The following is a 21,351-nucleotide window of genomic DNA, read 5'->3' on the forward strand; positions in this document are numbered from 1 at the left end:
GTTCGACTTCTTATTGCTAAGAAATCGTCTTGGTCACTTCACCAGACATTGAAAATCAAAAATTAATTTTGATGCTCGATGCTGTGAGTGCCCACACAGATTGCTTGATTCAAATTGTTAAAGAGCGTTGCGCTTGTCGCGCTGAGGAGGCGTATAATACGCTTCTCACTTCGAGAGTCAAGCGATTGTTTTCGCTTTTCTTTCGGCGCCCACTTCATTAAGAAGCTAGCTCATCAGTCCGGCGTGTTCCGCCGTGCTGGTAGGGGCGCATTATAGGGATCTTCGACATGCTTGCAAGGCTTTAAAGCTTTTAAATTGCTAAAAAGTGCGATTTTTTAGTTATTCATATCAATACACAGCTTTTATACAAACTTATCCACAGAATCTGGTTCTGGATTGCTAGAATGGCCGAAAACAAGGAGGCCAAGATGGACTTGCGACTGAGACCCTACAAGGGAAAACGCCCGCAACTGGGCAAACGGGTATATATAGATCCCTGCGCAACACTGGTGGGTGATATCGAGCTGGCCGATGATGCCAGCATTTGGCCCATGGTAGCGGCGCGGGGCGACGTGAATCATATCCACATCGGCGCCCGCAGCAATATTCAGGACGGCACCGTGCTGCACCTGACTCGCAAGAGTGCCAGCAACCCTGATGGTTATCCGCTGCTGATCGGGGAAGATGTCACGGTCGGCCACAAGGCGATGCTGCATGGCTGCACCATCGGTAATCGGGTGCTGGTCGGCATGGGGGCCATTATTCTGGACGGGGTGGTGGTCGAGGATGATGTGATGATCGGCGCAGGTTCGCTGGTACCACCTGGCAAACGACTCGAATCGGGCTTTCTATATATAGGCAATCCCGTCAAGCAGGCTCGCCCCCTCAAACCTGCCGAAATCACCTTTCTCAAGACCTCGGCCGACAACTATGTCCTGCTCAAGGATGAGTATCTGCAAGAGGCTTGATGGCAGGAGCAGAAACAGGAAGCCCGGCAGGGTGCCGGGCTTCTCTTCTTATATAGCTATATATAGCAACCGAACATGGTGGCTCAGTGGGCCTGATCCCAGTTATCGCCGGAGCCCGCTTCGACCAACAGCGGCACATGCAGATCGGCCGCCGCTGACATCTTCTCCTTGATGATGGCGGTGTACTCCTCCAGCTTCTCTGCGCGGATCTCGAACACCAGTTCATCGTGTACCTGCATCAGCATACGGATCGACTCATCCTCGATGCCGCGGATCCAACTGTCCACGTTGATCATGGCGCGCTTGATGATATCGGCGGCAGTGCCTTGCATCGGAGCATTGATGGCTGCCCGCTCGGCGCCCTTGCGCAGACCGGCGTTGCGGGACTTGATGTCCGGCAGATAGAGACGACGACCAAACAGGGTTTCGACATAACCCTGGGCTTCCGCTTGCTGGCGGGTGCGCTCCATATACTCCAGTACCCCCGGGTAGCGTTCGAAGTAGAGATCCATGTACTTCTGCGCCTCGGCGCGACCGATCCCCAGCTGCTTGGCCAGACCAAAGGCACTCATGCCGTAGATAAGGCCGAAGTTGATCGCCTTGGCGCTGCGGCGCATGTCGGTAGTGACCGCATCGAGCGCCACGCCGAATACCTCGGCGGCTGTCGCCTTATGGATGTCCTTGCCCTCGGCGAAAGCGGTCAGCAACCCCTTGTCACCGGAGAGGTGTGCCATGATGCGCAGCTCGATCTGGGAGTAGTCCGCCGCCACTAGCTTGTAGCCGGCGCTCGGAATGAAGGCCTGCCGGATCCGGCGCCCCTGCTCGTTGCGCACCGGGATGTTCTGCAGGTTGGGATCAGACGATGACAAACGACCCGTGGCCGCTACCGCCTGATGATAGGAGGTATGTACCCGCCCGGTCTGGGGCTTGATCATCAGCGGCAGCTTGTCGGTATAGGTGGACTTGAGCTTGGCCAGGCCGCGATGCTCCATCAACAGGCGTGGCAGTTCATAGGTCTCGGCCAGCTCGGCCAGCACCTCTTCTGCGGTGGACGGCGCTCCCTTGGGGGTCTTTTTGATGATCGGCAAGCCCAGCTTGGTGAAGAGGATCTCCCCCAGCTGCTTGGGTGAGGAGAGGTTGAACTCCTGTCCGGCCAGCTCATGGGCCTGACGCTCCAGCTCCGCCAGCCGCAGTTCGATCTCCTGACTCTGCTGGTGCAGCAGCTTGGGATCGATGGTGGTGCCTAGCAGCTCCATCCGCGCCAATACCGGCAGCAGCGGCAGCTCGATTTCGCTAAATACCTGGCACAGACCCGGCACGGCCTCCAGCTGACCCCACAGGGTCTGGTGCAGACGCAGGGTGATATCGGCATCTTCCGCCGCATAGGGAGCGGCCTGCTCCAGCTCGATCTGGTTGAAAGTGAGCTGTTTCACCCCTTTGCCTGCGATATCTTCAAAGGAGGTGGTCTCGACCCCGAGGTAACGCTTGGCCAGCGAATCCATGTCGTGGCGACTGGCGGTGGAGTTAAGCACATAGGATTCGAGCATGGTGTCGTAGGCGATACCTTGCAGGTCGATGTCGTGGTTGAGCAGCACGTTGCGATCGTATTTGAGATTCTGCCCCACCTTGAGACGGGTCGGATCTTCCAGCAGCGGCTTGAGCTTGCCCAGTACCACGGCTTCGGTCAACTGCACCGGCGCCCCGAGATAGTCGTGGCCAAACGGTACATAAGCGGCTTTACCCGGTTCTACCGCGAAGGAGACACCGACGATCCGCGCCTCCATATAGTCGAGACTGGTGGTTTCGGTATCGAAGGCGAACAGCGGTGCCGCTTTAAGCTGTGCCAGCCAATCATCAAACTCGGCCTCGTCCAGAATACAGCGGTAGTCGGTTTCGATGGCGACAACCGGAGCAGCCGCCTCGCTACTTGCCTCTTCCGATCCGACGCTCTCTTCGCCACCAGAGTCCAGCTCCTTGATCAGGTTGCGCAGCTCATATTCGCGGTAGACCGCCAACAACGACTCCTTGTCGACCGATTTGAGCAACAGCTGTTCCAGATCCTGCTCCAGCACCACATCGGTCTTGATGGTCGCCAAGGTATAAGAGAGACGAACCTGCTCTTCCTGCTCGCGGAACTTGTCGGCGAACGCCTTGGAGCCACGAAAGCCCAGGGCGGCCACCTTGTCGAGGTTGGCGGCAATCTCGTCGATGCTGCCAATCCCCTGCAGCAGTGCCAGTGCGGTCTTCTCGCCGACACCGGTCATGCCGGGAATGTTATCGACCTTGTCACCCATCAGGGCCAGATAGTCGATGATGAGCTCGGGCGGTACGCCGAACTTCTCGATCACCCCTTCCCGATCGGTCTTCAGATCTTTCATGGTATCGATCAGGGTGACATGGTCGGAGACCAGCTGCGCCATGTCCTTGTCACCGGTGCTGATCAGCACTGGCAGCTGCTTCTCGGTCGCCTGACGGGCCAGGGTGCCGATCACGTCGTCCGCCTCAACCCCGTCGATCATCAAAAAGGGGAAACCCATCGCCTTGATCATCTGATGGATGGGAGCGACCTGGCTGCGCAGATCTTCCGGCATGCTGGGGCGATTGGCCTTGTATTCGGGATAGATGTCGTCGCGGAAGGTCTTGCCCTTGGCATCAAACACCACGGCCACATGACAGTCAGGATATTGCTTGCGCAGGCTGCGCATCATGTTGGCCATGACACGGACGGCGCCGCTCGGCAAACCGGTCGAGGTACGCAGGTCGGCCTGCTGGGAGGCAAAGAAAGCGCGGTACAGATAAGAGGAGCCGTCGACCAGAATAAGGGGATTGCTAGAGGCCATGAAATCGTCCTGCCAAAGATAAATAGCCGCTAGGATGCCACAGGGGCCCCTTCACACCAAGGGGCGTAATACCACCATAAACGGGCACTTCAAACGCCCAAGACTGTGGATAACTCTGTGTTCAAAAATAGCCACTTGGATGTTCACCAGTGATAAAGCTGTGCACAAAAATATAAAAACCAATAGAAAACAACAGGTTGAAATCCAATAAATAGACCACAACACCGTTAAAATGATCTCGATCAATGTGGAAAAAGATTTAAGGGAGTAGGTAAGGCAGGATCCAAAACGAAACAATCCTAGCACAGCGAGATGACTTGACCAGCGGATGGCGAGCGATAACCATACAAAAGTACAACAATCTATCTTGGCTCACATTTTCAACAACAAGGAGTTTGCCATGAAAAAAGTGGCCGTGATTTTGAGTGGCTGTGGCGTCTTTGACGGGTCCGAAATTCATGAAGCCGTCATCAGTCTGCTGGCGCTGGCCCGCCAGGGAGCAGCCGTGCAGTGCTTCGCACCGAACGTGGCACAGCTTCATGTGATCAACCACCTGACCGGTGAAGTGAGCGAGGGAGAGAGCCGCAATGTGCTGGTCGAAGCCGCCCGCATCTGCCGTGGCCAGATCCGCGATGTGGCAGAGTTAGATGCACGCGATTACGATGCCCTGCTGGTGCCCGGTGGCTTTGGCGCCGCCAAGAACCTGTGCGACTTCGCCATCAAGGGGGCCGAGTGCCAAATCCAGCCCGATGTGCTGAAAGCGTGCCAAAGCTTTGCCAACGCCAACAAGCCGGCCGCCTATATCTGCATTGCACCGGCGATGATCCCGCTGATCTATGGCGCCGGAACGCTGGCGACCATCGGCCATGACGAGGGGACCGCCAACGCCATCGAGGCGATGGGCGGCAGTCACCTCAACTGCCCGGTCAACGAGTTCGTGGTGGATCAGGAACGCAAGGTGATCTCCACCCCCGCCTACATGCTGGCCAGCAATATTGTTGAAGCGGCAGACGGCATCGAGAAAACAGTCAGGCAGCTACTGGCGCTGTAATCCCAAACTCGCCAAAAACAGACGGGCCGCTCATGGAGCGGCCCGTTTTCAATTCTGCCTGATGGCAATGAATTAGATGGTTTCGCCCATCTGCTCCATTTTGCCCAGCAGGGCACGCAGACGCTCCTGCCATGCAACATGTTCGTTGCGCAGCTGATGGTTCTCGTCTTGCAGCTTGCCATTCTGCTCTTTCAGCTCGTCCAGCTCCATTTTCAGCAGGGAGATGTTATCGACGGCGGATTGTACTTTGGATTCGAGTTGCTCAAGGACTTCTAGTGACATATGCATACCTGTTTGTTCAATTGCGATGCCCCACAGAGGGCGATTCAAGCGCGTGAAGCCAGCATACCTCGACCGCATTGGCACAAACAAGCCAGTGCGCTGCAAAATGCGCCTTCCAAAGATGTATTGTCTAAATATGCGTCTATTTTTCTCGCATCCTGCGCCCGATCCGCTACAAGAGCCTGATAACCAGCAAACAACCCCCTGCCAACAGGCTGGCCAAGGGTAAGATCAGGATCTATTCCCCCTCATCCATACAAGGTGCTATAAGCCCCCAACAACAGGCTGGCGATAGCGTACATCATCAGCCCGTAACACAGATTCCAACGCAGGATCAGGGCAGCACTCAAGTTGTAGCGGGAGGCCAGCGCCAGATTGGATCCGGAGAGCGGACTGGTACCGGTGGCGAGCCCCCATCCCAGCAAGAAGCACATGCCAAGCAGACTGGGGTCTGGCGACAGCGGCCACAGCAGCGGCGCCACGGCAGAAATAGTGATCAGCGGATGAACCCCGACAATGGCCACCAGCAAAATGAATAGCAGCGTCAGGGAGGCTTCGAGCCAGCCAAAGTGGTTGAACAGCGGTAGACCGTGCCCCATATCGAACTCGACTACCGACAGCGCACTGTTAATGCCCGCCGCCAGCAAACCGGCCCCCAGAAACAGCACCAGCTGACCACCGATGGCGGGAAAACGCTCCACCACCTGTCGCTTGAGGGCAGCCTTGCGCCCGACCCTCGGCATAAAGAGCAACGCCAACAAAGGGGCCACCAGCGCAATCACCGCCAGAATGCCAAGCTGGGGCCAAATCTGCTTGATCAGCAGCACCAGCAACGCCAGCGTGACCGGCAAGCCCAGCGTCTGCAGTCGCAGCGGATAACCGGCAAAGTCGGCCACCCCGATCCGCTCCACCTGCCAGGCGGTCAAGCCCATCGCCAGCAAGGCAGCGAGGATCCCGAACGGCAGAATATGAGAGAGCTGCAAGCCCGGCGCATAGGTAAGCGCCACCGCCATGGCGACAAAGAAGGGTGACCAGAAGGCGGCGGCACAGAAAATCCGGCTCAGCACCATCACCTGACGCCGCTCCAGCGTCCCGTTGCGCTCCAGCCGATCGCCGATGATGAACAGCACCGAGAGGTTGATGACGGCCCCCAGCAGATTGAGGCTGGCCATGGTGCTCCACAGCCCCTTTCGCCCGGTCCAGGAGGTGGTGCCGGTTAGCAAGCCGGAAGTGGCGAGGTTGAGAGTGCTCACCGCGGCAAACATGGTGAGCATATTGATGTTGGGCAACAACCAGTCACCGGCGGTGAGGGTCGCACCCCGCAACCAGGAGAAAATGAGCAGCAACAGGGCTGCACCATAAAGAGCCAGCGCTTGCCGTTTGGCGGCCCCCACCAGCCATGGCCAGGTGAGCAGTGACGCCCCCCAGGCCGCGATGGCCGCTGGCCAGGGGGATAACCCCAGATAGAGATGAAGCAGGTTGAGCAGCCACATCCCCAGGATCAGGTAACCTGACCAGCGCTTGGCCATCGAATTGTCTCGGTCAGGGGATCAGAGGCACTGATCCATATCCAGTGAAGGCTTGTCGCAATCCGGGCGGCCAACGATCTTGGCCGGTACTCCGGCTACTGTGGTATGGGGCGGCACCGGGTTGATCACCACGCTGCCCGCGCCGATTTTGGCCCCCATGCCCACTTCGATATTGCCGAGCACCTTGGCGCCCGCCCCTATCATCACCCCTTCGCGGATCTTGGGATGGCGATCGCCGCTCTCCTTGCCGGTACCGCCGAGGGTCACGCTCTGCAGGATCGAGACGTCATCTTCGATCACCGCCGTTTCACCGACCACTATACCGGTGGCATGGTCAAACATGATCCCCTTGCCGATGCGGGCGGCCGGGTGCACATCCACCCCGAACACCACCGAGATCTGGTTTTGCAGATAGAGGGCCAGCGAGCGCCGCCCCTGCCGCCATAACCAGTTGGCAACCCGATAGCCCTGCAGGGCATGGAAGCCCTTGAGATAGAGCAACGGGGTGGAGAAGAGATCGACCGCCGGGTCACGCTCCTGCACGGCGCAGATGTCAGCCGCAACAGCTGCCAGCAGTTGCGGCTCACTGTGCAGGGCCAGCTCGATCACTTCGCGCAAGACGATGGCTGGCATGGTGGCACTGTCGAGCTTGTTGGCAAGCTGGAAGCTGAGAGCCGACCGCAAATTCTTGTGATTGAGAATGGTGGAGTGGAAAAAGCTGGCCAGCATGGGCTCTTCGGTCACCATGCACTGTGCTTCTTGCTGAATTTTCTGCCAGGTTTTGGCAACCAGTTCATCCATGTTGCAGCCTACTGTTGTTCAGGGTGGGGGCTCTGTTGTTCTTTTGTCAGCACCGAGATGGGGTCCATGTGGATGATGACATCCATCCGCTCGAATGCCTGGCGCACCGCCAGTTCGGCTTCATCGGCGATCTGATGGGCCTGGACCAGCGGGATCTGATCATCAAGCTCCAGATGCAACTGAACGAAGCGAGTCGGCCCGGATTGACGGGTACGCAGATCATGCACACCATGCACACCTTCTACGGCGCAGCAGAGGGCCATTATTCTCGCTTGTTCTTCGGCTGGCAACTGACGATCGAGCAGCGCCTGCACCGACTCGTAGCCGATGTGTCCTGCTCCCCACAACAGGAACAGCCCGATCAGAATGGCAAACAGGCCGTCGGCCCAGTACCACCCCTGCCCCGCCAACACCAGCGCCAGCAAGACACCGGCATTGAGCAGCAGATCTGAGCGGTAGTGCAACATGTCGGCCTTGATGGCCACGCTGTTGGTCTTGCGGATCACAAAACCCTGAAAACTGACCAGCAGCAGGGTCAGCACGATAGACCCGCCACTGACCCACAGCCCCGCCTCCAGTCGATGGATCGGAGCCTGGTTGAGCAAAGAGGAGATGCCGTGCATCACCAGCAGCAGCGCCGAGCCCGAAATGAACGCAGACTGGATCAGCCCCGCCAGCGACTCCGCCTTACCGTGACCAAAGCGGTGCTCGTCATCGGCAGGGGCCAGCGCATAGCGGATGGCAAATAGGTTGATGATGGAGGCACTGACATCCATAAAAGAGTCGGTGAGTGACGCCAACAGAGTCGATGAGTCAGTCATCAACCAGGCGATCAGTTTGCCGATAATCAGCACGGTAGCAGTGGCGACCGCAGCCATACTGGCAAAGGTAACCCAACGGGAATATTGTTGATGGCTCAAAACCGGCTTTCCTATGACGGTGAAAAACTTATTATACCCTGACCCCGACGCCAGTTTGGCGCGAAAATCTGCGGAATAACTCCAGATGAACAGAATACTCCTCGTTGATGACGACCTTGAATTGACCCAGTTGCTTACCGAAATTCTGACCCTGGAGGGATTTCAGGTCACGGTCGCAGAGGATGGTGAAGAGGGACTGCTGCGGCTGACCGAGCAGACTTTTGACCTGGTACTGCTGGATGTGATGATGCCCAGGCTAAACGGCTTTGCCATGCTGACCAAGCTGCGCAAGACCCACGACACCCCGGTGTTGATGCTGACTGCGCGCGGCGACAGCCAGGACCGGGTCAACGGTCTGGAGGCGGGGGCTGACGACTATCTGGCCAAGCCTTTTGATGATCGGGAGCTGCTGGCCCGGGTACGTGCCATCCTGCGCCGCACCCAGAGCGCCCCACCCCAGCGTGGCAACGCCTCCGACGAAGTTCACTTTATGGACATCGTGCTGCAACCCGGTCTGCAACAAGCTCGCTGCGGCGAACAGCTGCTGGAGTTGACCGCCACCGAGTTCGGCCTGCTGGAGTGCCTGCTGCGCAGCCCCGGCCAGATCGTCAGCAAGAGCCACCTCTCGGAACAGGTGCTGGGCAAGAAGCTGGAGCCCTTCGATCGCGCTATCGACATGCACCTGAGTAATTTGCGCAAGAAGCTGCCAGATCGTATCGATGACCAGCCCCGCTTCAAAACCGTAAGGGGGCGCGGTTACCTGTGGCTAGAACAAGAATAGAGAGCCCCCGCTCCCTCAACAGCATTTCGACCCACATCTTCCTCTGGTTCTGGTTCATGCTGCTGGTGATGCTGGCCGCCGTGATCAGCCTGCCAACCCTGGATCCCCGCAACCAGATCCCGCTGCCGACCCATGAAGCGACGCGGATGCAGAATAACGTGCAGGCCCTGCTCAACGCCGCCGAGCCGGATCGGGATTTCGACTTGAGCAGGGTGATGGACAAAATCGCCATGCTGCCGGTGGATAACGTCTACATCCGTGATGAGAAGGGGCAGATCCAGTCCACCGCCCATCCCCGCAAGTTCGTGGTGCGCTTTATGGTGGATGCCGATGACCCGGCCAACCCCATGCTGGGCAACGAGGATCGCAAGGCGATCGCCGGCCCCTTTCTGATGGAGCATCACGGCCACAGCTACCACGTCTATTTCGGCCTCAATGCCGAGAACCCTTACCTGTTCCTGTTCATTCAGGTGCTGGACCACCCGATCCGCATTCTGGGCATCTCTATGCTGGTCAGTACCCCGCTCTGTCTGCTGCTGGCCTGGCGGCTGACCCGCCCTATCCTGCAACTACAAAAATCCGTCTCCCAGCTGGCGGCCGGTAATCTGGAGGTGCAGATCCCCAACCTGGGACGGGGGGACGAGATTGGCCAACTTGCAGATAACGTCAGTCGCATGGTGGAGACGCTCAAGAGCATGATCCAGAAGCAGAAACAGCTGCTTTCTGATATCTCCCACGAGCTGCGCAGCCCCCTCACCCGAATGCAGCTGGCGCAGGCGCTGATCCGCCGCAAGCAAGGGGACAGCGCCGAGCTGGCACGGATCGAATCGGAGATAGGACGGCTGGACAAGCTGATCGGCGATCTGCTGGATCTGTCGCGGGTGCAACAGCACGTAGAAGCGCCGGTGATCCATCCGCTGGCAGCGCTGCTGGAACCCATCCTCGAGGATGCCATGTTCGAGGCGAACCAGAGTGGCAAGCAGCTCAGATTGCAGCCGCTGCCTGCCGAATCAATCCAGATGTGGCCCGAGCTGCTGGCACGAGCGGTGGAGAACCCCCTGCGCAACGCCCTCAAGTATGCCCGCGAGTTCATCAAGGTAGACTGGTATCGGGAGGGGCTGGAGTGGGTGATGATCATTCGGGATGACGGTCCCGGGGTGCCTGACGAGCAGCAAGCGCTGCTGTTCCAGCCCTTCTTCCGGGTCGATGATGCTCGCAACGCCAAGACCGGCGGCACCGGGCTCGGCTTGGCCATCGCCGCAGAGGCCATTCAGCGCCATGGCGGCACCATTGCGGCCAGCAACAATCATCCGACCGGGCTGACCATCACCATCCGCTTGCCCATCGCCTGATCCTTTTCATCCGGACGGGCGCTGGGTATGCTGGCGCCCCTTCTTGGCTTTACTTCTCTTTGCAGGAACTCGTCATGCTCGATATCGTCCTCTACCAGCCTGAAATTCCGCCCAATACCGGCAATATCATCCGGCTCTGCGCCAATACCGGTTACCGGCTCCATCTGATCGAGCCGCTGGGATTTGAGTGGGATGACAAGCGGGTGAAGCGGGCGGGACTCGACTATCACGAGTTTGCCGAGGTGAAGCGCTGGCCAAGCTATGAAGCCTTTCTGGCAGCCGTGGCGCCTAAGCGGGTGTTCGCCTGCACCACCAAGGGCCGCACCGCGCACTCGGCGGCCCAATATGCCCTTGGCGATGCCCTGCTGTTTGGCCCGGAGAGTCGCGGCCTGCCTATCGAGATCATCGAGAGCCTGCCGTTCGAGCAGCGGCTGCGCATCCCTATGGTGCCCCAGAGCCGCAGCATGAATCTCTCTAACGCGGTGTCGGTATTCGTCTACGAGAGCTGGCGCCAGCTCGGTTACGACGGCGCCATGTAAGCGCCATCGCGGATCAGTGGCGGGCGTCGAGCAGTTGCCCGCTACGCTCCAACCGCCAGCAGCTGACCCCCAGCGACAGACCGCGCCCCACCATCAGTGCCGCCATCGCCGCCCACAAGGCGGCCACGCCCCACGACTGACAGAGCCACCAGATCGGGAAGAAGCCGCCAAATGCGGCCAGCATCATGCTGTTACGCATCTCCCGCGCCCGGGTCGCTCCGATAAACACCCCGTCCAGCAGGAAGCACCAGACCGCCAGCAACGGCATGGCGATCAGCCAGGGGAGTTGGCGGTTCGCCTCCGCCACTACCGCCGGAATGTCAGTAATCTGACCCACCAGCCAGCCACCCAGCAGGGCGAAGCCCAAGGTAAATGCGGTCGCAATCAGCGCGGCCCAGCCCAGATTGAGCACTATGGCCTCCCGCAGTTTCTGCCGATCCCGCAGGCCGATGGCACGCCCCACCATGGCCTCCACCGCGTAGGCAAAGCCATCGAGCCCATAGGAGATAAGCATCAGGAAGTTGAGCAGCACCGCATTGGCGGCCACCGCCACATCCCCCAGCCGCGCTCCTTGCAGGGTCATAAAGGCGAAGCAGAGCTGCAAACAGAGGGATCGCAGGAAGATATCGCGATTGAGGCCGAGCAGCCGCACCATGGGGGCAAGTTGCCGCCAGCGCTGCCAGCCATCCTGCCACACCGTCGGTGCCAGCTGCCGCAGCTGACGGCGCACCAGCCAGATCCCGGCCGCCAGCGCACAGTAGTCCGCCATGACCGAGGCCGCTGCCACCCCTCGCACCCGCCAGCCGAGCCCCAGCACAAACAGGGCATCGAGCGCCATATTGACCAGATTGGTGAGGATCAGCATCACCATGGGGCTGCGGGCATCCTGCATCCCCAACAGCCAACCCATGATCACCAGATTGCAGAGCGCCGCCGGCGCGCTCCAGATCCGCACCTCAACATAGTGGCTGGCATAGAGCTGCACCTCTGCCGAGCCGCCACTCAAGGCGATCAATCGTGGCAACAGGGGAAAGAGCAACAACAGCAGCGCCAAGCCGAGGGCAATGGCCAGCCCCAGCGCCCGCAGCAGAGTATCGAGCTGGGCACGACCGTCGGCGGCGCCGTGGGCCTGCGCCGTCAGCCCGGTGGTCGACATCCGCAAGAAACCGAGCAGCCAGAAAATGAGGTTGATGAGGGTCGCACCGACCGAAACGCCCCCCAGAAACCAGGCCTGACCGAGATGACCGATCACCCTGGTGTCCACCAGCCCCAGCAAGGGGGTGGTGATATTGGAAAAAACCATGGGCAGGGCGAGAACAAAGACCGCACGGTGACGAGAGGGATCACGCCACCATGGGGCAACCGGCGGGGTCATTTTCAGTAGCCAGCCAGCTTCATCATGCGGGAAAAATCAGACAACATGGTGGCCATCGGCACCCGGGGCACCTCACCCGGCACCACCTGCGGGCGGAACACCCCCTGCAGCTTGCCCTTGGGATTGATGAGCACGATGGAGGCGGAGTGATCGATCAGGTAATCCTTCTCCCCCTGATTGGCGATGGAGTAGATCAACCCCAGATTGCGCACGAACGGGAACAGCTGGTCGTGGGGGGCGGTGGCCGCCTTGAACTCGGGATTGAAGAAAGCGGTGTAGGTCTTGAGACGGGGAATGTCATCGCGCTGGGGATCTGCCGAGATAAACACCACCTGACTGTTGGACGCCATCTTCTTCAGCTGGTCATACACGGAGCGCATATCTGCCAGGGTAGTGGGGCAGATATCGGGGCAGAAGGTGTAGCCGATAAACAGAAAGGTCCAGTGCCCCTTCAGGTTGGCAGGGGTGAACGGCTTGTTGTCCGCATCGGTAAAGGCGAAATCATTGATATCCCGCCCCGCAGGATAGTAGTCAGCCTGTTGCGGCTGCTCAGGCTGGGTGGCGTAGAACGCCAGGGTCAGGCAGCCTGTCAGCAGTAGAAAAAGCAGGGGATAGCGGAGCTTCATCATCACAAGAGACCCTTTAAGTTCGAGGTAGATGGCCAGCAGTGACCGGACAAGAGGGGTATTGTACCCCAGCGAGCCAGCAACGTGGGTCAACCTTGTGTCTCGCACAGTCAGGAACCGACCATTTGGCACAATTGATCGCCAGTTCAGACCATAAAAAAACCGGCCCCTCGGGTGCCGGTTAGGTGTGCGTCTGCTTGCCTCTTCTGCTCAGGGGCGAGCGTTACGCCCCTGCTGCAACATCTTGCCGATGGCCCGCACGCCGATGGGAATGACGGGGGCCAGCCAGCCCTCTTCTCCCTGGCGATCGCCGTGACCCCGCTTGAACAGCAACACCAGACGCACCACCTTCTCTTTCGGGCATCCCAGCCAGAGCGTCCAGTGCGACCCACGATGGTGCAACCAGAGACCGTAGAACCAGGTCATCCGGCTCCCTTTGACAAAACGGGTAATAGACGATTCCGCTGGCGCAGTCGCAGCCTCTGAATCCCATGGCGATCTTGATGCCATACCAGTCCTCCTTGACCGACAGGTCATGTTGCTTCGTCGGCCTGAACTGACGTCAGGCCCGTCACGACTCTCTGCAACCACTACGAATGGTCCCCTTTGCCCGACAAGGCTCGGGATCTCCCCACTCCCCCTTCATATCCCGTGAAGGTGTACTGCCCGATTCTCGTTGTTACCGGCCCTCCCGTCACGGCGCATTGCGGTTGCCAGAGGGAGGCGCCAAGCCCCATCTTGGCGACAGGGCACTGATCTGAGCATATATCTGAAATGGATGATTGGTAACCGATTGCACGGGACAAAATGCTGCCGCCGATGATCTGTTTGATATGACAGGGAAAGTGCGCCAGAAACAGCACGGCCTCCCGAAGGAGGCCATGTGGCAAACGCAGTTGGCGGGGATAATTACATCCAGTCGGCGTTACGGATCACCCCGACGGCCAGCCCTTCGATGGTGAGCTGCTGGCAGGAGAGATCCACCTCGATGGGGGCGAGCTCTTCATTTTCCGGCAGCAGCCATACCTGACTGCCCTTGCGCTGGAAGCGCTTGACGGTGACATCCTCATCGAGACGGGCGACCACCACCTGACCGTTGCGCACCTCCTGGGTCTTGTGCACCGCCAGCAGATCGCCATCCAGAATGCCGATGTTCTTCATGCTCATCCCCTGCACCCGCAGCAGAAAATCAGCGCGCGGATGAAACAGGGCGGGATCCACCTGATAGTGGCTCTCGATATGCTCCTGCGCCAGGATGGGTTCACCGGCGGCCACCTTGCCGATGAGCGGCAGGCCGCTCTCTTCCAGCACCTCTTCCTCTTCGAGCAACAGGCGAATGCCGCGGGACGTGCCCGGCATGATCTCGATGACCCCTTTTTTGGCCAGGGCCTTCAGATGTTCTTCGGCCGCATTGGCCGACTTGAAACCAAGCTTCTGGGCAATCTCGGCGCGAGTCGGCGGCATGCCGGTCTCGCTCATGTTCACCTTGATCAGCTCCAGCACTTCGGCCTGGCGGGGGGTAAGGGGTTTCATAGCATTGGCACCTGTCTTTTTATACAGCACACTGGCAGTATATACAGTGCAGTGGCCAAGGCAAGGCGCAGCTGACATTTGTCGCAACCAACCCCTCATTTACTGCTGTTTTGATCCTGCGCAGCCGACTCATCGTACCTCTCGGCGACAAGGGGCTGCCGATTTGCTATGCTCACGCCGCATTTTTTTGGAGAGCAGACGCACATGTCCCTAGGACAGAAGATTTCCAGAGCCATCTTGCAATGGCCGGTCAGCGGCTTGGTCAATCACAAGAGCCTGCCGGAAAATCCCATCACCGAGCTCAATCTGGATCCGGCCAGACCCATCGTCTACGCCCTGAAAACCAGTTCGATCACCGACCTGATGACCTTGCAGCAGTGCTGCGAGGATCTCGGTCTGCCCGGCCCCTTCACGCCGCTGGAACTTAACGGCCAGCTGCTGCCGCGCTATGTCTGTCTGGATCGTCCGCCTCCCCTGTTTGGCAAACGCAGCAAGCCGCTGCCCTTCCTGCAAGAGTTCCACCAGCTGCTGGATCTGCACAAGCAGGATCCCGAACTGGATATCCAGGTGGTGCCCGTGACCCTGTTCTGGGGCCGCGCTCCGGGTCGGGAGGGAGAAGAAGCCTCCGGCCTCAACATTATCAGCAGTCTGGCGCCAAACCGGCTGAAGAAGGCGCTTATCGTGATCCTCAAGGGTCGCGAGAATCTGGTGCGCTTCTCGCCGCCGCTCTCCCTGCGTCATATGGCCGACAAGCACGGCACCGACGAGGCCATCGCCCACAAGCTGGCGCGAGTGGCCCGTACCCACTTCAGCCGTCAGCAGCTGGCCGCCACCGGCCCGAAACTGCCGAACCGCAACCTGCTGTTCAAGCAGCTGCTCGACTCCGCGGTGATCCAGCAGGCGATTGAAGAGGAGGCCCAGCGCGAGGGCATCAGCCTCGAGAAGGCGCAAAAACGCGCCCATGGCTACATGGACGAGATCGCCTCCAACTTCTCCTACCGGCTGATCCGCCTGGGCGAGAGCTTCCTCGGCTGGCTGTGGAACAAGCTCTATCGCGGCTTGTCGGTCAATGGCGCCGAGAAGGTACGCCAGCTGGCGCAGGAGGGGCACGAGATCGTCTACGTCCCCTGCCATCGCAGCCACATGGACTACCTGCTGCTCTCCTACGTCATCTACCACCAGGGGATGGTGCCGCCCCATATCGCGGCAGGCATCAACCTCAACTTCTGGCCAGCTGGCCCGATCTTCCGCCACGGTGGCGCCTTCTTCATTCGCCGTACCTTCAAGGGCAACCCGCTCTACAGCACGGTGTTCCGTGAATACCTCAACCTGCTGTTTGCCAAGGGTTACTCGGTGGAGTTCTTCACCGAAGGCGGCCGCTCCCGTACCGGTCGCCTGCTGCCGCCCAAGACCGGCATGCTGGCGATGACTCTGCAGGCCATGATGCGCGGACTGGATCGTCCGGTCACTCTGGTGCCCGTCTATCTGGGCTACGAGCACGTGATGGAGGTGAACACCTACCACAACGAGCTCAAGGGCAGCCGCAAGGAAAAAGAGAGCTTCCTGCAGGTGCTCGGCATCCTGCGCAAGCTGCGCAACTACGGCCGCGGCTTCGTCAACTTCGGCGAGCCGCTGACCCTCAACAGCTACCTGAGTGAACATATTCCGGACTGGAAGAAGCACATCGGGGAAGAGGAGCGTCCGGAGTGGATGGCGGGCACCGTCAACGATCTGGCCGAACTGCTGATGACCCGCATCAACGATGCGGCCGCCGTCAACGGCCTGACCCTGAGCGCGCTGGCGCTGCTGGCCGCCGAGCGTCATGCCCTGACCCGCGACGAGTTGCAGGCCCAGCTCAACACCTATCTGGATCTGCTCAAGGCGGTACCCTACAGCTCGCAGAGCACCATTCCGGATGAGGATGCCAAGACCCTGCTGGATCAGGCGATGGAGCTCAACAAGTTCGAAGTGAGCGAGGACAAGCTGGGGCAGATCATCAGTCTGGACCGCTATCAGGCGATCCTGCTGACCTACTACCGCAACAACATCTTGCACCTGTTCGCCATGCCATCCCTGGTGGCAGCACTGATCGAGCGTTGCGAGGGGATCTCCCACAGCGAGATCGTGGCCCGCTGCATCGACATCTATCCGCTGCTCAAGACAGAACTGTTCCTTCATTATGAGGAAGAAGATCTACCGGCGGTGGTAGACAGCCTGCTCGATGCCCTGCAGGTCCAGCAACTGATTGAGCTGCGCGATGGCGGTTACTGGGTTAATCCGGGCAACCAGATGCGCCTGCTGCTGCTGGCAGAAAGTATTCAGGAGACCCTGCAACGCTACGCCATCGTGCTGACCCGGGTACTGGCCCAGCCCCGTATCGAGGCGGAGCAGCTGGAAGCCGACGGCCTGATGATGGCAGAACGCCTCGGCACCCTGCACGGCATCAACGCCCCCGAGTTCTTCGACCAGAAGCTGTTCAGCACTCTGATCCACACCCTGCGCAAAGAGGGCTACCTCTCCCCCGAGTGCAAGCCGGATCTCGGCCGCTTCCAGGCGCTGACCGACAACATAGTGCCGCTGCTGAGCAACAAGATCCGCCGCACCATTCAGGCGGGCAACCAGCTCTGACCTGCAACGCAAACAAAGAAGGCCGCATCATGCGGCCTTCTTTTTTCATTCCGTTTTACTCAGCGCGCTATCGCGTCAGCAGTGTGTAGCCGAGCACCAGACCGGCAAACAACAGCACCCCAACACGCGACCCTCTTTTTTATTCCGCGTGACTCAGCACGTTATCACGCCAGCAGGTAGTCGAGCACCAGACCGGCAAACACCAGCGCCCCCACATAGTTGTTGTTGAGAAACGCCTGGAAGCAGGCTTCCCGCTGCCGCTCGCGAATAAGCCGCTGCTGATAGACAAACAGCACCGCCGCCCCCAGTAATCCCCAGTAATACCAGCCACCCAGCAGCATCAGATGGCCCACAGCCAACAGCAGCAGCAGCGCCGAAAGCTGCAACGCCCCGATGATCCGCTTGTCATGACGACCAAACAGGATGGCGCTGGACTTGAGGCCGAGCTTGAGGTCGTCATCCCGATCCACCATGGCGTACTGGGTATCGTAAGCAACGGTCCACAGCAGATTGGCGAAAAAGAGCAGCCAGGCCACCAGCGGCAGGGCATCCGCCTGCGCCGCATAGGCCATCGGGATCGACCAGGAGAAGGCCATTCCGAGCACCAGCTGGGGGTTGGAGATAAAACGCTTCATGAAGGGGTAGCTCACCGCCAGCAGCAGGCCGACAAACGACAGGCTGATGGTGAGCGGATTCATGGTCAGCACCAGCGCAAACGAGATGATCGCCAACACGAAAAAGAGCGCCAGCACCTCCCACGGCTTGACCCTGCCCGTGGGCAATGGCCGACCAGCGGTGCGTTTGACGTGGCCGTCAAAGTTGCGATCCGCATAATCGTTGATAACACACCCGGCCGAGCGCATCAGAAAGACTCCGACCACAAACACGGTCAGCACCCAGAGATTGGGCAGGCCACCGGCCGCCAGCCAGAGCGCCCACAGGGTTGGCCACAGCAGCAGCAGAGTGCCTATAGGTTTATCGACGCGGGCCAACTGCATGTAGGCAAGTCCCCGCTCCTTGGTTAACAGATTCACTCCAGCTCCTTGTCACAGACGAGAGAGGGCAGAAACAGCTCATGCACCAGCAGTGGCCACTGCCCCAGAAACAGACGGGAACGACGCCCCCAGACGATGGCTGTCGGGCAACGGGGATTGGCGGCAATCTCGAAGCGCGCCACTTGCAGATGATCGCGGCGGGCAGGCTCATGGCCAAATATCCGCTCACCCAGCGGCTGCTCGCCAAGCTCGGCAATGCCGCTCCCTTGCAGCGCACCATCGGCAAACAGGGTCCAACCCAGCACGGCAGGCCCACGATCCCCGTGCAGGATCACTTCGCGGCAGGTGCCGACCGGCGAAGCCGAATCCACCAGCCACTGCTCATCGGCAGTGAGGGCGACCGGGTGATTGCCCAGCCACGCCACCGAGAAGTGGCGATTGTGCTGGCGCAGGCGCCGGGTCATGGAGCCAGGCTCCAGCAGCCAGGGGCGCAAGCTGGCAGGCAACTCGCAACATTCAGGGGCCAACCAGCCGCTTAATGGCGTGAGGGGAACAGTCAACTCGGACTTCACAGCTTCACCATCCAGAGATTTCCGTGTTCAGGTTAAAATCCGGTTTATTATCCGTAAATCAATAGCGAAATGTAAGAACATCCGTGCTTGACGGCCCCGATGGCAGCATCAAAAATGGGGTATCTCTTGCTGATGAGCCATCTATATGAAGATCTTCAAAATTCTGCTGGTGTTGTTACTGAGTTGCGGCGCGCTTCAGGTATCTGCATCCGGGGGAGAGGAGCCGCCCGCAGAGGGAGAGGCCGCTGCGGCCGCCAAGCCGGGCTTCTCCTACCACGCGCTCGATCCCGACATCATCACCAACTATCTGAGCGATGGCAAAACCCTCGGCTATATCCGGGTCACAGTGGAGCTGATGGCGGAAAACGAGGCCGATCTCAAGCTGCTGGAGCAGCATGACCCGCTGATCCGCGACACCATCATCCGCCTGATGGGCAGCAAGAGCGCCGATCAGATCAAATCTCTGGTCAGCCGCGAAGAACTGCGCAAGGAGTGCGAGACCAAGGTCAACGAGCTGTTGGTGAAAGAGACCGGCAAGAAAGCGGTGCGCGAGCTCATCTTCACCAAGTTCCTCTACCAGTAATCCCTCCCGAAACAGTCGCTTATTGGCATATCGGCCAATAAGCGAGCTTCGCCGGTTTATTCGAAATGAAAATCGATTACAATACGCCCATCGAGTCGTAGAGGTAGTCGTTATGGGCAGTAAAACCCTGTGTGAGTGGCGCCGTCACGAGATCCCCACCGATCTCAAGGCGTTGCGCAAGATAGTGCGCAAACCCAAGTTTGTCTGCGGCAAGTGTGCCCGCAGTGCCAATGACAAGGGTTATCTCTGCCAGCCGCTGCGGTTGAAAGAGGAGTAGCCCCCTCTCAACCAGGGCGTTATTGATCGGTCCAGCCGTGACGCCCCTGATCGAATAATCTGCGCGCCTGGGTATCGTTGGGGCAGACACCGCGATATTCACTGCCGGAACGGCCAGCCAGATAGAGATGCTCAGGGCGGCAATACCAGGCCAGCCCCTTCTGGCGTCCCTGCTCCCATAGCTCGGCATCCACCTTCTTGCCACACTGATCCTGATGAAAGTCGATCCGCTCACTGGTGAAGCCCAGTTTGCCATCCGCCTCCCCTACCTCGCTCCACACCTTCTCGCAGGGATCATCGTTCGAGACGCAGCCACCCAGCAGGGCAGCCAACAGTATGATGGTGAGTCGCATAGTCATCCTTGAGTGTCATTTGGGCAGTTCATTCTACCCAGCAGCCCAGCACTGACCAAGGGCGAACAGTCAACCTTGTGAGCGCGGCAAAAAAATCAGGCGGGCCAAAGCCCGCCTGTTCATTTAATGCTGTGGTTCACTGGTCATCGAAAGTGTCATCATCCTGCCAGCTTTCATCTTCCCATTGATCCAGCTCTTCTTCCCAGGATTCCGGATCCCACTCGTCATCAGAGGAGTCGTAATCCGGCTTGTGTCCACCCATCTTCACTCTCCTTGGATAGTTCACCCGCACTCCAATTTTATCCGGAAATGTCGGGCTCGCCAGTCAAGGGGAGATCAAAACTTGACCAGGGTGCGGCCAGCGATCTGACCCAGCGTAATGGCCTCGGCGGCCGCGACCACCTGCTCCAGCCCGATCTCGGTGACTGCCTGTTCGAAGAAGCTGGCTGGCAGATCCCGCGCCAGTCGCTGCCACGCCAGTTGACGACGTTCAAACGGGCACAGCACCGAATCGACCCCCTGCAACCGCACGTTGCGCAGGATGAAGGGCATCACGCTGGTCGGCAGATCGAAACCGCCCGCCAACCCGCAGGCCGCCACGGCGCCGCCATAGTTCATCTGGGCCAGCAACTTGGCCAGCACCTGGCTGCCGACGGTATCGATGGCACCGGCCCACAGCTGTTTTTCCAGCGGCTTGGCGGGCACCAGCAGTTCGCTGCGCGGCACGATGCGACTGGCACCCAGCGCAGTGAGCATGGCGCCCTGCTCTTCGGGACGACCGGTCAGCGCCGCCACCTGATAGCCAAGGGCCGCCAGCAGAGCGACCGAGGTGGACCCCACGCCGCCCGCCGCGCCGGTGACCAGTACCTCGCCACTTTCGGGAGTAATGCCCGCCTCTTCCAGCGCCAGCACGCAGAGCATGGCGGTGAGACCGGCGGTACCGATACACATGGCTTGCCGCTCATCGAGCCCAGCGGGCAGCGGCACCAGCCAGTCCCCCTTGACCCGTGCCTGTTCGGCCATGCCGCCCCAGTGCCCTTCGCCCACGCCCCAGCCGGTCAGCACCACCTTGTCGCCGGGCTGATAGCGGCTGTCGGCAGATTCGAGCACGGTACCGGCGAAGTCGATGCCGGGCACCAGCGGCCACTGACGCACGATCTTGCCCTTGCCGGTGATCGCCAGCCCATCCTTGTAGTTGATGGAGCTGTAGGTGACCGCCACCCGCACTTCACCGTCCGGCAACTGGCTCTCGGCCAGCCGGGTCAGGGTTGGAACAGTCTTGCCGTCTTGGTTTTCCAGTAATAGAGCCTTGAACATGGTTGCCTCTTTGATGACGTGTGAAATGGG

General features: G+C 59.6%; 22 protein-coding genes. 8 read left to right on the forward strand and 14 right to left on the reverse strand.

Annotated features, from left to right (window positions below; translation table 11 throughout):
* Positions 1-404 precede the first annotated feature (404 nt).
* Positions 405-968, forward strand: a complete 564-nt coding sequence (locus BN4575_RS18750; protein ID WP_240037911.1) for a gamma carbonic anhydrase family protein — start codon at positions 405-407, stop codon at positions 966-968.
* 83 nt (positions 969-1,051) lie between these two features.
* On the opposite strand, the gene polA is transcribed toward BN4575_RS18750, so the two are convergent.
* A complete protein-coding gene (gene polA, locus BN4575_RS18755; RefSeq protein ID WP_068979323.1) occupies positions 1,052-3,808 on the reverse strand; it encodes a DNA polymerase I in 2,757 nt (918 codons plus the stop codon).
* 400 nt (positions 3,809-4,208) lie between these two features.
* Here polA and elbB point away from each other — a divergent pair, with 400 nt between their 5' ends.
* Positions 4,209-4,859: an isoprenoid biosynthesis glyoxalase ElbB gene (gene elbB, locus BN4575_RS18760; RefSeq protein ID WP_068979324.1), complete on the forward strand. Its 651-nt coding sequence runs from the start codon at positions 4,209-4,211 to the stop codon at positions 4,857-4,859.
* Positions 4,860-4,931: 72 nt separating this feature from the next.
* Here elbB and BN4575_RS22125 read toward each other — a convergent pair whose 3' ends face one another.
* The 4 genes from BN4575_RS22125 to BN4575_RS18780 all read right to left on the reverse strand — a co-directional run bounded on the left by BN4575_RS22125 (position 4,932) and on the right by BN4575_RS18780 (position 8,391).
* Positions 4,932-5,141, reverse strand: coding sequence for a cell division protein ZapB (locus BN4575_RS22125; RefSeq protein ID WP_042022687.1), 210 nt, complete (start codon positions 5,139-5,141; stop codon positions 4,932-4,934).
* 248 nt (positions 5,142-5,389) lie between these two features.
* Positions 5,390-6,670: a hypothetical protein gene (locus BN4575_RS18770; RefSeq protein WP_068979325.1), complete on the reverse strand. Its 1,281-nt coding sequence runs from the start codon at positions 6,668-6,670 to the stop codon at positions 5,390-5,392.
* Positions 6,671-6,691: 21 nt separating this feature from the next.
* Complete coding sequence (cysE, locus tag BN4575_RS18775) at positions 6,692-7,471, reverse strand: serine O-acetyltransferase (protein WP_042022685.1); 780 nt, start codon at positions 7,469-7,471, stop codon at positions 6,692-6,694.
* 8 nt (positions 7,472-7,479) lie between these two features.
* Positions 7,480-8,391: a cation efflux pump FieF gene (locus BN4575_RS18780; protein WP_042022684.1), complete on the reverse strand. Its 912-nt coding sequence runs from the start codon at positions 8,389-8,391 to the stop codon at positions 7,480-7,482.
* An 85-nt stretch (positions 8,392-8,476) separates the two neighbouring features.
* Here BN4575_RS18780 and BN4575_RS18785 point away from each other — a divergent pair, with 85 nt between their 5' ends.
* The 3 genes from BN4575_RS18785 to trmL all read left to right on the forward strand — a co-directional run bounded on the left by BN4575_RS18785 (position 8,477) and on the right by trmL (position 11,063).
* Complete coding sequence (locus tag BN4575_RS18785) at positions 8,477-9,172, forward strand: response regulator (protein ID WP_068979326.1); 696 nt, start codon at positions 8,477-8,479, stop codon at positions 9,170-9,172.
* Positions 9,169-10,524, forward strand: coding sequence for an ATP-binding protein (locus BN4575_RS18790; RefSeq protein WP_068979350.1), 1,356 nt, complete (start codon positions 9,169-9,171; stop codon positions 10,522-10,524). The genes BN4575_RS18785 and BN4575_RS18790 overlap by 4 nt, the downstream gene beginning before the upstream one ends.
* A 74-nt stretch (positions 10,525-10,598) precedes the next feature.
* Positions 10,599-11,063 carry a tRNA (uridine(34)/cytosine(34)/5-carboxymethylaminomethyluridine(34)-2'-O)-methyltransferase TrmL gene (gene trmL, locus BN4575_RS18795; RefSeq protein ID WP_005339545.1) on the forward strand — a complete coding sequence of 155 codons (465 nt, stop codon included), beginning with the start codon at positions 10,599-10,601 and terminating at the stop codon, positions 11,061-11,063.
* Between the two features lie 13 nt (positions 11,064-11,076).
* On the opposite strand, the gene BN4575_RS18800 is transcribed toward trmL, so the two are convergent.
* The 4 genes from BN4575_RS18800 to lexA form a co-directional block, all read right to left on the reverse strand.
* Complete coding sequence (locus BN4575_RS18800) at positions 11,077-12,438, reverse strand: MATE family efflux transporter (protein WP_068979327.1); 1,362 nt, start codon at positions 12,436-12,438, stop codon at positions 11,077-11,079.
* Positions 12,439-12,440: 2 nt separating this feature from the next.
* Positions 12,441-13,067, reverse strand: coding sequence for an SCO family protein (locus BN4575_RS18805; protein WP_068979328.1), 627 nt, complete (start codon positions 13,065-13,067; stop codon positions 12,441-12,443).
* 207 nt (positions 13,068-13,274) lie between these two features.
* Entirely contained in the window at positions 13,275-13,574 is a 300-nt protein-coding gene (locus BN4575_RS18810; RefSeq protein WP_042061161.1) for a hypothetical protein, read from the reverse strand.
* Between the two features lie 399 nt (positions 13,575-13,973).
* Positions 13,974-14,597 carry a transcriptional repressor LexA gene (lexA, locus tag BN4575_RS18815; RefSeq protein ID WP_033136389.1) on the reverse strand — a complete coding sequence of 208 codons (624 nt, stop codon included), beginning with the start codon at positions 14,595-14,597 and terminating at the stop codon, positions 13,974-13,976.
* A 204-nt stretch (positions 14,598-14,801) separates the two neighbouring features.
* Here lexA and plsB point away from each other — a divergent pair, with 204 nt between their 5' ends.
* Positions 14,802-17,225 (forward strand): glycerol-3-phosphate 1-O-acyltransferase PlsB, encoded by a 2,424-nt coding sequence (plsB, locus tag BN4575_RS18820; protein WP_068979329.1) that lies wholly within the window; start codon positions 14,802-14,804, stop codon positions 17,223-17,225.
* A gap of 164 nt (positions 17,226-17,389) precedes the next feature.
* Here plsB and ubiA read toward each other — a convergent pair whose 3' ends face one another.
* The gene (gene ubiA, locus BN4575_RS18825; RefSeq protein ID WP_083221082.1) at positions 17,390-18,259 is read right to left on the reverse strand and encodes a 4-hydroxybenzoate octaprenyltransferase; all 870 of its coding nucleotides are present in this window, start codon (positions 18,257-18,259) and stop codon (positions 17,390-17,392) included.
* The gene (locus BN4575_RS18830; protein ID WP_068979330.1) at positions 18,256-18,792 is read right to left on the reverse strand and encodes a chorismate--pyruvate lyase family protein; all 537 of its coding nucleotides are present in this window, start codon (positions 18,790-18,792) and stop codon (positions 18,256-18,258) included. Before BN4575_RS18830 ends, ubiA begins: the two co-directional genes overlap by 4 nt.
* 145 nt (positions 18,793-18,937) lie before the next feature.
* Between BN4575_RS18830 and BN4575_RS18835 the strand changes: the two genes are divergently transcribed.
* Both BN4575_RS18835 and BN4575_RS21920 read left to right on the forward strand, forming a co-directional pair.
* Positions 18,938-19,375 carry a flagellar basal body-associated FliL family protein gene (locus BN4575_RS18835; RefSeq protein ID WP_042022667.1) on the forward strand — a complete coding sequence of 146 codons (438 nt, stop codon included), beginning with the start codon at positions 18,938-18,940 and terminating at the stop codon, positions 19,373-19,375.
* 112 nt (positions 19,376-19,487) lie between these two features.
* Positions 19,488-19,652 carry a hypothetical protein gene (locus tag BN4575_RS21920; RefSeq protein ID WP_098971330.1) on the forward strand — a complete coding sequence of 55 codons (165 nt, stop codon included), beginning with the start codon at positions 19,488-19,490 and terminating at the stop codon, positions 19,650-19,652.
* A gap of 19 nt (positions 19,653-19,671) precedes the next feature.
* Here the strand turns inward: BN4575_RS21920 and BN4575_RS18840 are convergent, their stop codons facing one another.
* The 3 genes from BN4575_RS18840 to BN4575_RS18845 all read right to left on the reverse strand — a co-directional run bounded on the left by BN4575_RS18840 (position 19,672) and on the right by BN4575_RS18845 (position 21,321).
* Complete coding sequence (locus BN4575_RS18840) at positions 19,672-20,004, reverse strand: DUF2799 domain-containing protein (RefSeq protein ID WP_068979331.1); 333 nt, start codon at positions 20,002-20,004, stop codon at positions 19,672-19,674.
* 136 nt (positions 20,005-20,140) lie between these two features.
* Positions 20,141-20,266 carry a hypothetical protein gene (locus BN4575_RS22505; RefSeq protein ID WP_256029019.1) on the reverse strand — a complete coding sequence of 42 codons (126 nt, stop codon included), beginning with the start codon at positions 20,264-20,266 and terminating at the stop codon, positions 20,141-20,143.
* A gap of 74 nt (positions 20,267-20,340) precedes the next feature.
* Positions 20,341-21,321 (reverse strand): acrylyl-CoA reductase (NADPH), encoded by a 981-nt coding sequence (locus BN4575_RS18845; protein WP_068979332.1) that lies wholly within the window; start codon positions 21,319-21,321, stop codon positions 20,341-20,343.
* Positions 21,322-21,351 lie beyond the last annotated feature (30 nt).

The organism is Aeromonas sp. EERV15, from assembly GCF_900079845.1.
Taxonomy (GTDB): domain Bacteria; phylum Pseudomonadota; class Gammaproteobacteria; order Enterobacterales; family Aeromonadaceae; genus Aeromonas; species Aeromonas sobria.